The sequence below is a fragment of the Magnetococcales bacterium genome (assembly GCA_015228935.1).
In the GTDB taxonomy this organism is placed as follows: Bacteria; Pseudomonadota; Magnetococcia; order Magnetococcales; family DC0425bin3; genus HA3dbin3.
The window spans coordinates 1-15,350 of record JADGCO010000057.1; the positions used below are offsets into that span (position 1 = coordinate 1).

16 protein-coding genes and 1 pseudogene are annotated in these 15,350 nt (G+C 55.9%); 9 read left to right on the forward strand and 8 right to left on the reverse strand.

Going from position 1 to position 15,350, the window contains the following annotated elements:
- Positions 1-304 precede the first annotated feature (304 nt).
- The 3 genes and pseudogenes from HQL65_13405 to HQL65_13415 all read right to left on the reverse strand — a co-directional run bounded on the left by HQL65_13405 (position 305) and on the right by HQL65_13415 (position 1,318).
- A pseudogene (locus HQL65_13405) lies at positions 305-637 on the reverse strand (nucleotidyltransferase domain-containing protein).
- A gap of 48 nt (positions 638-685) precedes the next feature.
- Complete coding sequence (locus tag HQL65_13410) at positions 686-1,066, reverse strand: helix-turn-helix transcriptional regulator (GenBank protein MBF0137230.1); 381 nt, start codon at positions 1,064-1,066, stop codon at positions 686-688.
- A gap of 3 nt (positions 1,067-1,069) precedes the next feature.
- Positions 1,070-1,318 (reverse strand): type II toxin-antitoxin system RelE/ParE family toxin, encoded by a 249-nt coding sequence (locus HQL65_13415; protein ID MBF0137231.1) that lies wholly within the window; start codon positions 1,316-1,318, stop codon positions 1,070-1,072.
- 221 nt (positions 1,319-1,539) lie between these two features.
- Here HQL65_13415 and HQL65_13420 point away from each other — a divergent pair, with 221 nt between their 5' ends.
- Positions 1,540-2,874, forward strand: a complete 1,335-nt coding sequence (locus HQL65_13420) for a sensor histidine kinase (GenBank protein ID MBF0137232.1) — start codon at positions 1,540-1,542, stop codon at positions 2,872-2,874.
- A gap of 39 nt (positions 2,875-2,913) precedes the next feature.
- Here the strand turns inward: HQL65_13420 and HQL65_13425 are convergent, their stop codons facing one another.
- The 4 genes from HQL65_13425 to HQL65_13440 form a co-directional block, all read right to left on the reverse strand.
- Positions 2,914-3,822, reverse strand: coding sequence for an RNA polymerase factor sigma-32 (locus tag HQL65_13425; GenBank protein ID MBF0137233.1), 909 nt, complete (start codon positions 3,820-3,822; stop codon positions 2,914-2,916).
- A gap of 189 nt (positions 3,823-4,011) precedes the next feature.
- The gene (locus HQL65_13430) at positions 4,012-4,839 is read right to left on the reverse strand and encodes a hypothetical protein (protein MBF0137234.1); all 828 of its coding nucleotides are present in this window, start codon (positions 4,837-4,839) and stop codon (positions 4,012-4,014) included.
- On the reverse strand, positions 4,836-5,387 hold the full coding sequence (locus HQL65_13435) for a CDP-alcohol phosphatidyltransferase family protein (protein ID MBF0137235.1): 552 nt from the start codon (positions 5,385-5,387) through the stop codon (positions 4,836-4,838). Before HQL65_13435 ends, HQL65_13430 begins: the two co-directional genes overlap by 4 nt.
- Positions 5,384-6,532, reverse strand: coding sequence for a DUF2066 domain-containing protein (locus HQL65_13440; protein MBF0137236.1), 1,149 nt, complete (start codon positions 6,530-6,532; stop codon positions 5,384-5,386). Before HQL65_13440 ends, HQL65_13435 begins: the two co-directional genes overlap by 4 nt.
- Positions 6,533-6,646: 114 nt before the next feature.
- Here HQL65_13440 and purM point away from each other — a divergent pair, with 114 nt between their 5' ends.
- The 4 genes from purM to HQL65_13460 all read left to right on the forward strand — a co-directional run bounded on the left by purM (position 6,647) and on the right by HQL65_13460 (position 10,112).
- A complete protein-coding gene (purM, locus tag HQL65_13445; GenBank protein MBF0137237.1) occupies positions 6,647-7,723 on the forward strand; it encodes a phosphoribosylformylglycinamidine cyclo-ligase in 1,077 nt (358 codons plus the stop codon).
- Positions 7,716-8,387: a phosphoribosylglycinamide formyltransferase gene (locus tag HQL65_13450; protein ID MBF0137238.1), complete on the forward strand. Its 672-nt coding sequence runs from the start codon at positions 7,716-7,718 to the stop codon at positions 8,385-8,387. Before purM ends, HQL65_13450 begins: the two co-directional genes overlap by 8 nt.
- A 96-nt stretch (positions 8,388-8,483) precedes the next feature.
- Positions 8,484-9,080, forward strand: coding sequence for a response regulator (locus HQL65_13455; protein MBF0137239.1), 597 nt, complete (start codon positions 8,484-8,486; stop codon positions 9,078-9,080).
- Positions 9,081-9,254: 174 nt separating this feature from the next.
- Positions 9,255-10,112, forward strand: coding sequence for a response regulator (locus tag HQL65_13460; protein MBF0137240.1), 858 nt, complete (start codon positions 9,255-9,257; stop codon positions 10,110-10,112).
- A 36-nt stretch (positions 10,113-10,148) separates the two neighbouring features.
- Here HQL65_13460 and HQL65_13465 read toward each other — a convergent pair whose 3' ends face one another.
- Entirely contained in the window at positions 10,149-11,357 is a 1,209-nt protein-coding gene (locus HQL65_13465; GenBank protein MBF0137241.1) for a pyridoxal phosphate-dependent aminotransferase, read from the reverse strand.
- Between the two features lie 317 nt (positions 11,358-11,674).
- On the opposite strand from HQL65_13465, the gene HQL65_13470 reads away from it, so the two are divergent.
- From HQL65_13470 to HQL65_13485, 4 genes are all read left to right on the forward strand, one after another.
- The gene (locus HQL65_13470; protein MBF0137242.1) at positions 11,675-12,001 is read left to right on the forward strand and encodes a nucleotidyltransferase domain-containing protein; all 327 of its coding nucleotides are present in this window, start codon (positions 11,675-11,677) and stop codon (positions 11,999-12,001) included.
- Positions 11,988-12,374 (forward strand): HEPN domain-containing protein, encoded by a 387-nt coding sequence (locus HQL65_13475; GenBank protein ID MBF0137243.1) that lies wholly within the window; start codon positions 11,988-11,990, stop codon positions 12,372-12,374. The genes HQL65_13470 and HQL65_13475 overlap by 14 nt, the downstream gene beginning before the upstream one ends.
- 33 nt (positions 12,375-12,407) lie before the next feature.
- Positions 12,408-14,432, forward strand: coding sequence for an excinuclease ABC subunit UvrB (uvrB, locus tag HQL65_13480; GenBank protein ID MBF0137244.1), 2,025 nt, complete (start codon positions 12,408-12,410; stop codon positions 14,430-14,432).
- A 203-nt stretch (positions 14,433-14,635) separates the two neighbouring features.
- Positions 14,636-15,350, forward strand: a 715-nt coding sequence (locus HQL65_13485) for a hypothetical protein (GenBank protein MBF0137245.1), incomplete at its 3' end; no start/stop codon positions are given.

Here is a 15,350-nt window from a genome sequence, read left to right on the forward strand (position 1 = left end):
GCCAGTTTTTAAAAAAAGATACCCTCGAAATCAAGGTTTTTTTTGGTCGTTTGCGAAACCATTTCCCGACCGATTGCCACAAGCCGGACGGTCGGGAAATGGCGTTGCCGGATAAATCCCGTTCCTGAAAAAGCTTGTCCAAAATATTCACGGCATGCTGACGCATGATGGTTACAGACATGTTTGACACCTTTCTGAAAAAGCTTTTCAGGACTCATCAAGATGGGGAGGTTTATTATCCTGGTCATGAATTTTCAACGCCCGATAACCCTTCCCTGCCATGCGTCACATCAAGCGACACTACTCAAGGTCTCTCATAAAGCAATTGCCCCTCCCGCAGGGCGATGGCGACCACATGGTTCAATGACGAACGCCATTGCGTCACCTCATCCTGGCTGTAAACCAGAATATCCTTTGAGATTCGAAATCGTTTGATTGCCTTGCGAATGGTTTGCAGCTCCTGCCAACGGCTGCGCGTGGCAAACCCTTTCCGCTCCACCACGAGCAGGTCGATGTCCGACTCGGCGGTGGCATCGCCCCGCCGCGCCATTGAACCGAACAAAATAATCTGTTCCGGCTACACGGCATCGACAATGGCGCGGACCATGTCATCCAAGACTTCCCGAGAAAAATGCATCGATCCGCTCAATCCTGTAGAATTCACAGCCAACTCTCTTGCACCGTTTCATACCAAATCATCCAGATCCACCCGCAACGCCTTGGCTAAAGCCCCCATGATGTGAATTGATCCATCATGATTACCGGACTCGATCTCTGCAACATGTGCCGGACTGCATCCCGTCGCTTCGGCCAACTCATCAATACTTAAACCACGGTACTCTCTCCATATTTTAATTTTTGAATCCGGTCCATCAAGGAGACGATCAACCATGGATGCAGGAATTGCCTCATCCTCACCGGATGCGATTTTCCTTTTAATTTCTTGCGCTTCAATAACATCTTGCAAGTCACACAACAATTCGCGCATTCTCTCGTACTCTGCCAAGGCCAGGACAACCACCTTGTCGCCATCTGGACTGGAAATAATCTGAGGAATGGCCGTCATTTCTCATACTCCTTTGTAAATATCACCCCTGGAACCAATTTTCTCAATACTCATGATTAAACCATCGTCGTCAAAAATCACTCTCCAATTGCCAATACGCAACCTGAAAAAGGGCAAACCACACAGTTTTTTTACATCTCCCTGGCCAACATTCGCATAACTTTGGATCGCTGCACGTATCCGGCGAGAATCATCCAGAGACAACCGGCTCAAGGTCCTGGTGGCCTGTTTACTATAGGCGATCATTTTCATGGGTTTACAATAGCAAATCGCAATCATGCAAATCAATGACATTTTCGTGATCGCTACAAGCAACTCCCCTGAAGGATCACCTGCATCCCCGTTTTTTCAAAATTATCCCGTTTTTGGACAGCCTCCGAAATAAATGCATCGATCCGTTCAATCCTGTAGAATCCATGGCCAACTCTCATGCACGACGTATATTCCTGGCAAACACTTCGGGACAGAAAACCATGAACTTTTCCCTGCAAAAACGGCTGACCTGGCGGCTGGCTCTGTTGCTGGTGGCTGTCTTGGCCATGCAATGGGGTGTTGTCGAGCTGATTTTGGGGCAGATCATCCGGGAACACGTCACCTCAAGGCTGGCGCACGATGCGGATACCTTGCTTTCCCAATTACGCCTGGACCCGGATGGCGGCGCGGAACTGTCTCCAGCCCGGATTGACCCCATATATCAAAAACCCTGGTCGGGACACTATTATGCGCTGCGCGTGAAACAAGTCACCCTGCGTTCGCGTTCGCTGTGGGATGGTACGCTGCCGCTGCCGACACTGGCAACAGGAACCGAAACCCTGACCAGCCTGACCGGACCCCGCCAACAACCCCTGCTGCTCCTGACCCGGGAATTCGTCAAGCTTGGCCACGCCGTCACCATCAGTGTGGCCGAAGATATGAGCGACATCAACCGGGGCGTTGCCCGCCTGCAATTCTGGCATGCCGTCCTGGCATTCATGGCCATTGGCATCCTGTTGGTGCTGCAACGCCGGACCCTGCGGCATGGCCTGCAACCCCTGGATGAAGCCCGCAAGGAAATTCACCGTCTGGAACATGGCGAGGTGGACCATCTGCACAACGCCCATGTGCCTTTGGAAATTCTGCCCTTTGTCGATGAGATCAACTCCCTGGTCACCACCCTGTTGCGCCGCATGCAACGCTCCCGTCATGCCACAAGCAATCTGGCCCACGCCATCAAAACCCCCCTGACCCTCCTCCTGCAACTGGCCCATCATCCCAATCTGGCCGCCCATGAAGCGCTGCAAGAGACCCTGCGCCAACAAGTCACCACCATCCGCCGTCTGACAGATCGTGAATTGAAACGGGTGCGTCTGGCCGGCTCCGGAACCCCCGCCATGCGGGTGAATCTCCAGGAAGAACTGACCGCCCTGGTCGCCACCCTCAAAATGGCCCACCGTTCCAAAGAGTTGACCATAACCCTGGATGTTTCAGCCCGTCAGCCACTGCCCATGGACCGGGAGGATCTGCTGGAACTGGGGGGCAATCTGCTGGACAATGCCTGCAAATGGGCCAGGCATGCCATCCATTGCCAAGCCATTTACGACGCGGCAACGCTCACCCTGCTGATCGAGGATGACGGCCCCGGCTGCCCGGCGGAACATCTCAACCATCTGCCGGAACGCGGCATACGCGCCGATGCCACCACGCCGGGTTCTGGTATCGGCCTCGATATTGTTCAGGAGATTGTCAAGGATTATGCGGGCGAGTTGCGACTCGGCCAATCAAACCGGCTGGGCGGTTTTTCGGCCCAGGTTACCCTGTCCTTTTCATGACTTCCGTGCCCTGGCCAGATTGATTTGCGCTGAGGTACCTCAGACCGGCTCCAACACCAACCGGACACCCTCCGGGGCACTGGCAAAAAATTCCCGTAGTTTTTTCATGGCCCGGGTTTCCAATTGCCGGACCCGCTCGCGACTGATGGACAATTTTTCACCCAGCTCTTCGAGGGTGGCGGGGTGATCGGACATGATGCGTTCTGCCACCACCTGCCGTTCCCGGATGTCCAAGCGGTCCAGAGCCTGTTGGATCATGCTGGCAAGAATTTTTTGTTTTTCCTTGGCCAGGGCCACGCTTTCCTGGTTGGGGCGCAGATCGGGGAGAAGATCCTGGACCTCACCATGGCCCCCTTCCAACACGGGACGGTTCAGGGATTCATCGCCCCCGCCAAGCAGGCGGCTGTCCATTTCCAGGATGGTGCTGGTGTCGGTCTGGAAGCGGTCGGCCAACTCTTCGGCCTCTTCCCGGGTCAGGGGTGCCGAACCTTCCTTGGCCTGACGCAGCTTGAAAAAAAGGCGACGCTTGACCTGGGTGGTGGCAATCTTGACCATGCTCCAGGCGCGAAGTATATATTCATGAATGGCGGCGCGGATCCACCACAAGGCATAAGTGGCCAACCGTGCCCCCCGATGGGGATCAAACCGTTTGACGGCATGCATCAACCCCAGGGTACCTTCCTGGACCAGTTCGGAGAGTTGCAGGCGATAGCCGAGATACTCCCGGGCGGTTTTCACCACCAGGCGCAGGTGCGACCAGACGAGTTGGTGGGCTGCGTCCAGATCTCCCTGTCGCCGATAGCGTTCGGACAGATCCGTCTCCTCCTCAAGGGTCAACACGGGAGCCTGATGCACACGATGCAAAAAATTCTGAAAACCCGAACCGTTATCGATAACGGTCAGCGCCCGATTCAGATCGTGTTGCTCGATGACAGCCGGATCGTTCATTTTCTTGTCCTCCTTTCTTCCGATATCCATCTTATTTTTCAATTCTTTTTCGAGACCTTCGACAGTGCCATGCCCACAGACGGGAAACACAAGGCAGAGCATTTTTTTCTTCTACTACCAGATTAGGTAGCAACTCAACAGAAAAATGCAAGCCCCCGATGCCAATTTTTTTTTGGTCATGATCAAAGCCTACAAACCCAGAATCTCCTTGGCCAGGGGAATGGTCAGGGGACGTCGTTGTTGCAGGGCGGCGCGATCCAGGATACCGAAGGCCTGGACATAATCCGGGACCCGTCGCGGCAGGCGATTGACCAGAAATTTGATCAGTTCCGGACCGATTCTGACCTGGCGGTCATGGGCCATTTTGACCAGAATGGCGGCCAGATCCTCGGCATCGGGCGGTTGCAGGGAAATGACCGGTCCCCACAGCAGCCGCGTGCGCAGATCATCGCGCAGGGTGGTCAGGTTGCCGGGTTGCTCCTGGCCGGCAAACAGCAAACGCACACCAGCCGCTTTCATGCCGTTGTAGAGATAAAGGACCGCCTCCTGCAAAAGAGGGGAAGAGACCAATTGATCCAGGGTATCGACCGCCACCAGACGACACCCGTCAAAGCGCGACAAAAATTCCGTCAGGATGGCCTCACCCACCCCACCCGCACCTTGGCCACCCAAAAGCCCATCACCGGGATCGGCAACCGGACGGGAATCCCGGCCCATCCCCAAATGGTGATCCAGACTCGCCAGATCCAGATAGAGCGCGGCCTGGGGACCGTATTGGCTCCGCAGGTGTCGCACAGTCGCCTGGAGCAGATGGGTTTTGCCGGTTCCGGCCTCACCACAGAGGGTCAACCCGGCAAAAGGGGGCACATGGGAAATCCCGCCTGCCTCACCAAAATGGCGCACGGCCTCGACCGCCAGACGATTGGCTTGGCCAACGACCAGGTTGGCCAAGGTAAAAACCGGATCCAGGGGCAGATCCAGCAGCAGCTGTTGCGGCAGTCCGGCAGAACCACTCATGGCCGTTTTTCCAGATTTTCACCATGGGCCAGCTTGTGGGTCCAGGCAAACACATAAACCAGGCCGGAAATGCTCGTGGTCGCGGTCGTCAACCAGATGAACGGCTCCACCAGCCAGGCCAATACCCCATAGACCCAGGACACCATGGCCAACATGACCATCAAGATCTGGGCCGCCGTGTTGACCTTGCTGATCCAGAGGGGTTGCATGCGCAAGGATCCGGTCATCAATTGGAAAACCACCGCCCCGATCAGAATGATCACATCCCGGGTCACAACGGCCAGAGTCAAAAACAACGGCATCTGGCCCAGGTAGGTCAGAACGGTGAACCCCGAAACCAGCAACAATTTATCAGCCAACGGATCCAGGTACCCCCCCAACTCGGTCACCATGCCGAACCGTTTGGCAATGAATCCATCGACGGCATCGGTGGCCCCGGCAGCGGCGAACAGCCAAAGGGCAACCTCCTCCCGTCCGTTGATCATCAACCAGATAAACGCCGGCACCACAAAAATTCGCAAAAATGACAAGGCATTCGGCAGATTCATGGAATACGGATCGTCAGTTCGTTCGCTGTACGTTCGGGTTGCTTGCCAATCTGGGCCAGAGATTCCAGGAATTTTTCATCCTGTCCCTGGAAATCGAGCGTCAGCAAGGCATCCCTGGCGGTCAGAGCCGCTGGACGCATGTTGGTCGCCCCGGGAATCTTGCCCAATTTTTTCAAGAATTCGGCATACCCAGCCAGTTGTCGCTCATGGATGACGCGCAGGCGCAGGACATGGTTCAGCTCGGGCTTGACCGCATGCTCCTGACTCCAATTTTCGAAAATCATTTCGACAAATTTCTGGGCCAGGGGGGCATCCAGACAGCTCTGGGATCCCTTGTTGTCAGGTGAATCACACCCCTTGCGCACCCGCAAACGAATGCGCCTCTGTTCTCCTTCGACATCACTCTCGACGAGGGTGGCAATGGCGGCAGGAGGGGTTCCGGCGGTAGTCTGTTCCGGAGTTTCCATGCCATACCATGCGGCCCAGATTTTCCGGGTCCCATAGCGACCCTCCATCCAGCTCCACAAGGCAGGATCCTTGGCACTGATGCGATTCCAGGCCAGATTGGTCATGTCCTCGATATCCCCCACCGGCTCCAGGACGGTCACACCGTAGCGGGCGGCTGTGGATTGCATGGTCTTGGCGAAGGATTGCCCTGGTTCGGCCAGGCGGGCTTCGCCGGTCTCATCCACCTGGGCAAGCAGAAACAAAGTGGAGGGATAGGCATTCTCGTTGTAGGAAAAGCCCATGGCATCAAAGACCTTATGCACGGCATCCCGGGAAAAGGTCACATCCACCACCATGTGCAATTTGGCGTTGACTCCTTCCCCAATGCGCTTTTCCGACTGCACCACCACCCGTTCGACCATGTTGTCCAGACCGGATTTGAGTTCCCGCAACCGGTCGGCCTGGCGCTGCCGATCCTCGCTGGTCAACATGCGAATCTGGATCCATTGCCAAGCCTGCTCCCTGGCCATGGCCATGCCAACAGAACGCGGATCCTGGTTTTTCCCTTCCGTCAGGGGCAAAACCACCTCCACCCCCTTGACCTGATAAAGATTTTCCGCTGCCGCCGAAGAGGCCCAGGCGGCAAAGAAACTCCAGACGATCAGCAACCATCCAGACAGTCGAAAAAAATGGCTCATAGGTAAACCCGCCCTGAAACCGAGGTCAGAGGTGACAAAGTCCGTTTCGAAACGCCAGGACGGTATAGTAACCTCCATGGGAACCGTGTAAAAGGCAGAAAGGAACCTTCGCTCATGACCAAGCCACCCCTTGTACCAAAAAAAGTCTCTTCCGGTCCCGCCATGACCTATCGGGACGCCGGGGTCGATATCGATGCCGGCAATCGTCTGGTCGATATGATCCGTGGGGCCGTACAAACCACCCGCCGACCTGAGGTCTGCTCCGATCTGGGTGGCTATGGTGCCCTGTTCCGCCCGCAATGGAAACACTATCAGGACCCTCTCCTGGTCTCCACCACCGACGGCGTGGGCACCAAACTCAAACTGGCCTTTCTCATGAATCGTCATGATACCGTCGGCATCGATCTGGTGGCCATGTCGGTCAACGATCTTGTGGTTCAGGGCGCGGAACCCCTTTTTTTTCTCGACTACTTTGCCACCGGACGCCTGGATCCCAACGTAGCCGCCACCGTCATCGGCGGTATCGCTGCCGGATGCCGCCAGGCCGGTTGTGCCCTGGTTGGGGGTGAAACTGCCGAAATGCCCGATTTTTATCCTGCCGGTGAGTATGATCTGGCCGGTTTTGCCGTCGGGATTGTCGAACGACAGCGCCTGATCGACGGTCAACGCATCACCCCGGGCGATGTGGTCCTGGGTCTGGCTTCCTCCGGCCCCCACTCCAACGGCTACTCCCTGATCCGACGGCTGGTCCTGCCCCCCCATGGTCCCGGCCTGGATGCCCCCTTCCAGAACGGAACCCTGGGTGAGGCTCTGCTCACCCCAACCCGAATTTATGTGCGCCCCCTTTTGGAACTTTTTTCGCACGTCGATGTCAAAGGCCTGATACACGTAACGGGAGGTGGTTTCTGGGACAACATTCCCCGCATCCTTCCAGAGAGTGTTTGCGTTGAAATCAAGCTGAATAGTTGGCCAATGCCCGCCGTTTTTCAACTGCTCCAGGAGCTGGGCAATGTCGCCCGTGATGAAATGTTGCGCACGTTCAACTGCGGTATCGGCATGATTGCCATACTCCCCCCGACAGACGCCGACCAGGCCCTTGCCCGTCTGCACCAGGCTGGTGAACAGGCCTGGGTCATCGGTCAGGTCATGCCACGGGATGCTGCACCGGAACAGGTCCGCATTCATGACTGAATCCTCTTTTCGTTTCGGTGTTCTGATTTCTGGCAGTGGCTCCAACCTCCAGGCCTTGATCGACCGGTGCGCGGATGGCTATATCCCAGGGCAGATCGCCCTGGTCATCAGCAACGAACCTACCGCCTATGGCCTGGAACGTGCCCAAAAGGCCGGTATCCCGACCTGTATCATCAATCACCGGGATTATTCCAATCGCGCCGCCTTCGAAAAAGTCATGGCGGACGCCCTGGATGCCGCCAATGTGGAACTGGTCTGCCTGGCCGGGTTCATGCGGGTATTGACCTCCTGGTTTGTGCGTCATTATCAGGGGCGGCTGCTTAACATTCACCCGGCCCTCCTCCCGGCCTTTCCCGGACTCCACGTCCAGAAAAAAGCTTTGGAGTCTGGCGTCCGCTTTTCCGGGGCAACTGTCCATTTTGTCGAGGAGGATGTTGATGCAGGACCTGTCGTGGTGCAGGCCGTCGTCCCCATTCTCCCGCAGGATGACGTCCCCACCCTCTCTGCCAGAATTTTGCAACAGGAACACCGTATCTTTCCCCTGGCCGTTCGCCTCTATGCCCAGAAACGTTTGCAAATTCAGGAACAAAAGGTCATGATTCACAAATACGTCATGAACCCCGCCAACACACTCATCAACCCGGATCCCGCATTGGAAACATGACCAATTCACAAACAATTCTTGCCCTTCAAGGTAAACCTTTGTACAATTCCAGCGTGTTATAATAATTCCTGATCGACACATGATGGATGGTCCAACATGACAAGCATGGATGAAACTTTCCTGACAGCAAAGCAATCTGCCGATATCCTTGGCGTTACCCTTCCCACCATCCATGACTGGGTGGAAAAAGGAACTTTGCGCGCTTGGCGAACGCAGGGAGGGCACCGACGTATCGCCAAAAGTTCCATTGACGCCATCCTGCGTCAACGGGAGCGCTCCCTCCAGGGCATCAGTGAAGAAAACTCCCTGGTCCTGCTCGTGGTGGAAGACGATCCTGTCATGCTTGCCTTCTACAAATCCATGGTCCATTCCTGGGATTTCGAGGTCTCTCTCAACTCCTGTACCGATGGTTTCGAAGCCTTGTTGGCCATCGGCAAGGCAAAGCCCGATGTCATCATTGCTGATCTGGCCATGCCCAACATGAATGGTTTCCGGATGATTCGCACCCTGAAAGAGAGCAAAACTCTGGATACCATTTTCATCATTGTCGTGACCGCATTGAGTAACGAGGAAATTGCCCATAGTGGTGGTCTGCCGGACCAGGTCGTGGTGTTCAAAAAGCCACCTCCCCTGGACAAGGTCGAAGCCCTGATCCGCTCCAGAGCCACGGCTTTGAAAATCATCCGTGCATGACGAATACGACCGGGTCGTTTTTTCTTTGGCGCAGTTGTTTGTTGTTTCCACTTCGGAAAACCTGTCACCAAGCCACCCGGTTGGCACCCGGGGCGACTGGTGGGGCACGCCTACGTTCTTTTGATATCATAATCGTGTCAGACAGAAATCCAGCCCCGGGAGATGACATATCCCATGCCGCAAAAAGGTATCCATATCCTGTTGGCAGACGACTCCCGGGAAAACCGTCTGTTGATTCAGGTCATGCTGCAAGATACCCCATACACCCTGCACCTGGCCGTCAATGGTCAGGAAGCGGCCAATCAGTTTGCCTCCACTCCTTTCGACCTGGTCATCATGGATGTATCCATGCCGGTCATGGATGGTTACGAAGCCACCCGAAAAATGCGCCGTATCGAAAAGCATGCCGGGCATTCCCACACACCCATCATTGCCTTGACTTCCTTCGATGTGCGTGAAAATCAAGGAAAGATCCAGGCAGCAGGCTATGATCTGCGCATCACCAAACCGATCCAAAAAAAACAGCTTCTCGAATTGATCGATCATTATTGCAAACATGCACGAAACCCGGAACTTTTTCCCCAAAGTCCGGATCCGGCGACAAGGTCAACGGCCACATCATCGAAACAAGCCCATATATCCACAAATGAAGATTATATTCCCTTTCTGGAAAACGATTCTGAAAACGCCTTGAACCAACAAGTCATTGCCACGCTCAAACACAATCTCCGGGAACACATCAGACCGTTGCTGCTTGAATATGTGACCTCTCTGCCCCAAAGATTGCAGACCCTTGGCCAATCCCTGCACCACCAGGATGAACGTACCTTGCAGGTTACCGCCCACAATCTCAAGGGTGCAGCAGCCATTATCGGCGCACACCGACTCCAGCACCTTGCTGAATCTTTGGAAAAAGCCTTCCAGCAAGGTGTCAAAAATCCCTCGATCAGGGAAATTCTGGCCGCCATGCACAACGAAATGGAGCGGGTATTGTCAGAAATCAGGGAGCTGTTGATGGCAGATCCACCCTGATCATGCCAGTCATTTCGTTGCATTGGCACGCACTGGTCAGGATGTCGCCAGTTTTTCGGCTGCCGCATGAATACGGGTCATGGCCTTTTCCAGGCTGGCCATGGAGGTGGCATAGGAGATGCGGAAATAGGGATCCTTGCCAAAAGAGGCCCCGGCCACCACCGCCACATCAAACCCTTCCAGAAGATATTCCGCCAGAACATTGCTGTCGGTGATGATCTTCCCCGTTTCGGTCTTGCGCCCCACGAGTCCGGAAAAGCAGGGATAGGCATAAAAAGATCCTTCCGGTGTCCGGCAATGCATGCCGGGCATTTCGTTGAATCTTTTCACAACAAAATCGCGCCGTTGATGAAAAGCCTCCACCATGGGCAGCAGGCAATTCTGATCCCCTTCAATGGCCGCCAGGGCCGCCTTCTGGGCAATGGATGTGGCATTGGAGGTGCTTTGGGACTGGATGGTCTCCATGGCCTGGATCACCTCCACGGGGCCAGCGGCATAACCAATGCGCCAGCCGGTCATGGAGTAGGTTTTGGAGACCCCATTCATGGTGATGGTCCGATTCTGCAACCCCGGAACCACCTGGGCGATGGTCGAAAACACAAAGTCGCCAAAGATGATTTTTTCATAGATGTCGTCGGAGACCACCCAGACATGCGGATGACGCAGCAGAACTTCACCCAGGGCAGCCAGTTCATCCCGGGTATAGGCCGCTCCGGTGGGATTGGAAGGAGAGTTGATCACCACCAACCGGGTACGCGGCGTAATGGCCGCTTCCAGGTCCGCCGGACGCATTTTGAACCCATTGGCCTCAGAGGTATCAACGATCACCGGTTCCCCATCGGCCAACATGACCATGTCCGGATAAGAAACCCAGTAGGGAGCCGGGATGATCACCTGATCGCCCGGATTCAACATGGCCTGGGCCATATTGTAGAAAGCCTGCTTCCCGCCCACGGTCACCACAATCTGGTTGGGACGAAATTCGAGGCCATTATCCCGCTTGAATTTGGCAATAATCGCCTTGCGCAGTTCCGGAATGCCCGCCACCGGCGTGTATTTGGTAAATCCCTTGCGAATGGCCTCGATGGCCGCTTCCTTGACGTGGTCCGGGGTATCGAAATCCGGTTCTCCCGAACCAAGACCAACGACATCCCGTCCCTGATCCTTCAGCTCTTTGGCCTTGGCCGTGACCGCCAGGGTGGGCGAGGGTTTCACTTGTTGCACGCGCAGCGACAGTACGGACATGGGGAACACTCCGTTGGCAAAGGTTGCTCTGTGTGTGGATGATTTGAACCCGGAGGCCGGTTGGCACCGGAATGCGGGAGAGATCGCCAAGGCCAGAATCCCGATTTCAGTCACCAGCAACCGGAATCCCATCTCCATAGGTAAATATAAAATGATTGACGCCTCCGGCGCAAGTGGTCCAGAATGAGCGGTTGTGCTTGGTGTGCATTTTTGTCGGAAAGCTCAAGCGGAAATTGCGTGATGGACGGAGGTCAACTGGTGAAACAATCCTCTCTGCCTGGCATCTGACGACCCGAAACCCTTGGAAGACTCCGATCATTACCAAACCCGATAGTGTCCTGCTGGAAAGCGTAACCCGTCGAATTGTATTGGCGGTTCATCCGTTACGCATTATCCTGTTCGGCTCTGCTGCACGTGAAGAAATGGGACCGAACAGCGATCTGGATCTGTTGGTAATCATGCCCAATGGCGTTCATCGCCGACAAACCGCACGCAGGGTTTATCGTGCCTTGCGCGGCATGGGAATTTCCAAAGATATCATTGTCGCTACTGAACAAGATCTTCTGGATTATGGTCGGGAACCATCCCTGATCATTGCTCCAGCCCTTGCCGAGGGGAAAGAATTGTACCATGCCCCCCAATAAGGCTGCCCCGGGTTCTCCCTTGGACTGGCTGCAACGTGCCAAGGGAGATTTGGCCATAGCCAAAATGCCACTGCCAAGTGATGCCTGTTATGAGGATCTGTGCTTCCATGCCCAGCAAGCGGCAGAAAAGGCCGTCAAGGCAGTTTTTCGATATCGGGGCTTTGCGTTCCGCTATACCCACGATCTTGAACGACTCCTGACTGAACTGGAGGGGACAGGTGAAATAATTCCTGAAGATGTTCGTATGGCCGACGATTTGACAACCTTCGCATGGGAAACACGCACCCGTTTCATGGTGAACCCATCACACATCAGGAGTACCAAGCAGCCATCCGCCAAGCTGAAACTGTGGTCACTTGGGCAAAGAAAGTGATCGAAAAATCTGATGAGTCTGCATAAACCATCGATGCATGAAACCACAAATACTCCATTCAAACTCATTTGCCCGTTTGAACCCAAAGGCGATCAACCCGCAGCCATTCGGGAATTGGTCAAAGGGGTGCAAGCAGGACGCCGCGACCAGACTCTGCTCGGTGTGACAGGATCGGGCAAAACCTTCACCATGGCCCATGTCATCCAGCAGATGCAGCGCCCGGCCCTGGTCCTCGCCCACAACAAAACCCTGGCCGGGCAGCTTTATGGCGAAATGAAGGGGTTCTTTCCCCACAACGCCGTGGAATATTTTGTTTCCTACTACGATTATTATCAGCCGGAAGCCTACGTTCCCAAAACCGATACGTTCATTGAAAAGGACTCGGCCATCAATGAGCAGATCGACCGCCTGCGCCATTCGGCCACCCGTGCCCTGCTCTCGCGCCGGGATGTCATCATTGTGGCGTCGGTCTCCTGCATCTATGGACTGGGTTCGCCGGAAGAGTATCTGGACATGGCCCTGACCCTGGGGGTCGGGCAGGCCTGGGAACAGCGTCGCCTGATTCGCAAACTCGTCGAAATTCAATATCAACGCAACGATCTGGATTTTCAACGCGGCACCTTTCGTGTCCGGGGTGACACCATCGAGGTGTTCCCGGCCCATGAAGAGAGCGTCGCCGTCCGTATTGAAATGTTCGGTGATGAAATTGACCGGATGCGGGAGGTAGACTCACTGACCGGGCATCTGCGGCGGGATATCCCGACCCTGACCCTCTTTCCGGCCAGTCACTATGTCACCGGACGCCAAACCATCCTGCGGGCCATGGAAGAAATCAAGACCGAACTCGCCGACCGGCTCGCCTGGTTCCAGCAGGAAAACCGTCTGCTGGAAGCCCAACGCCTGGAAAGCCGCACCCGCTATGATCTCGAAATGCTTCAGGAGGTGGGATATTGCAGCGGCATCGAAAACTACAGCCGCTTTCTGAGCGGACGTCGTCCGGGAGAACCGCCGCCAACCCTGATGGAATATCTGCCGGCTGATGGTCTGCTCTTTGTGGACGAGAGCCATGTGACCGTGCCTCAGGTGCGCGGCATGTACCGGGGGGATCGTTCCCGCAAGGAGACCCTGGTCGAATATGGATTCCGGCTCCCCTCGGCCCTGGACAATCGTCCCCTCACCTTCGAAGAGTGGGATGCCATGCGGCCGCAAACCCTGTTTTTATCGGCCACACCCGCCGCCTTCGAACTGGAACGCTGCGGCAACCAGGTGGTCGAACAGATCATTCGTCCCACGGGTCTGGTTGACCCGCCCTGTCTGATCCGCCCGGTCGAACAGCAGGTGGATGATCTGTTGCATGAAATCCGCATCACCCAGGGCCAGGGCTTCCGCACCCTGGTCACCACCCTGACCAAGCGCATGGCCGAGGATTTGACCGATTACCTGCACGACATGGGCATTGCCGTGCGCTACCTCCATTCGGACGTCGAAACCCTGGAACGCCTTGAACTCATCCGGCAATTGCGGCTGGGAGAGTTTCAGGTTCTTGTCGGTATCAACCTGTTGCGCGAAGGGCTGGACATTCCCGAAGTGGGACTGGTCGCCATCCTGGATGCCGACAAGGAAGGATTTTTGCGCTCCGAAACGGCGCTGATCCAAACCATTGGCCGGGCCGCCCGCAATGTGGAAGGCCGGGTGATTCTTTACGCCGACCGCATGACCGGTTCCCTGCAACGTGCCCTGGATGAGACCAACCGCCGCCGCACCCGGCAGGAAACCTTCAATCGGCAGCACAACATCACACCCGTCTCGGTCAAACGGGAGGTGGCCGAAGTGCCCGGCGGCGAGTTTCACACCGATGCTTCATCCGCAACCGGACGTTCGACACCCCTGCCGACCAATACCCATCCCCCGCTCTCACCCGCCGACAGAAACCGCGAAATCCAGCGTCTGGAAAAACGTATGCGCGATGCAGCCGCCAGCATGGAATTCGAACAGGCCGCCATTTATCGTGACCGGATTCTGGCCCTGCAACGCGAAGAGCTGCTCCTGCCATCCTGAAAGAATCGCTCCTGCCATCCCCGACAAAGAATTGCGTCGGCCTTCCGGAAAGGATCGCTCCTGCCATCCGGAAAGAATTGCATCGGCCTTCCGGAAAGAACTGCTCCTGCCATCTTGACAGGATTGAGGGTGCTATTTATTGTCACCGTCACATCCTGGATTCGCCGGAGAATAAGATATTGTCCCCAATGGGAGCCTCGTGCATGCGCGCAAAAATTTTGGCAACGTTGATTTTCGCAACTTTGACCGCCGGATCGTCCTGGGCACAACCAGGCAACAATCCGTCCGCCACCAGCGGGGCAGAGTCTGAAATGGACATTCGCATGTCATGCGAAAAATTTGCGGAAGATGATCACATTCCGACAACAGAGCTGAGTGCCTACATGACACAATGCATGCAGGACCTGATGTCCGATCCAGGCCAGCAAGGTGCCCCCATGGTCGATGACATGGCCACCGCCAAGCCGGTTGGAACCTATACTGGCAAAGAACCGCCGGCTCAGGCCCAACCACCCACACTCCAGTCTGCGCCCCGCCCAAATGAAAATCGTGGCGGACAATCCTTGCCGTCATCGGTCCCGCTTTCTGCCGGCAATCCTCCGGGTCAGGCCAACCCGTCAGCGGCTCCGCTCCCCATCGGCAATGCCCCGGGTGTGCCCGGACAAACAGCTCCAATCGCCATCAGCAATGCCCCGGGTGTGCCCGGACAAACAGCCCCGCTTGCCGTCGGTAACGCCCCTGGAGTTCCCGGACAACCAGTGGCTGTACAACCTGTTGGCAATGCTCCAGGACAGCTCAAACAATCGGCAGCCCCCCTGCCCGCCGGCAATGCCCAGGGTCAGGTCAGACAGCCAGCTGTTCCCCTGCCCGCCGGCAATGCCCAGGGTCAGGTCAGACAGCCAGCTGTTCCCCTGCCCG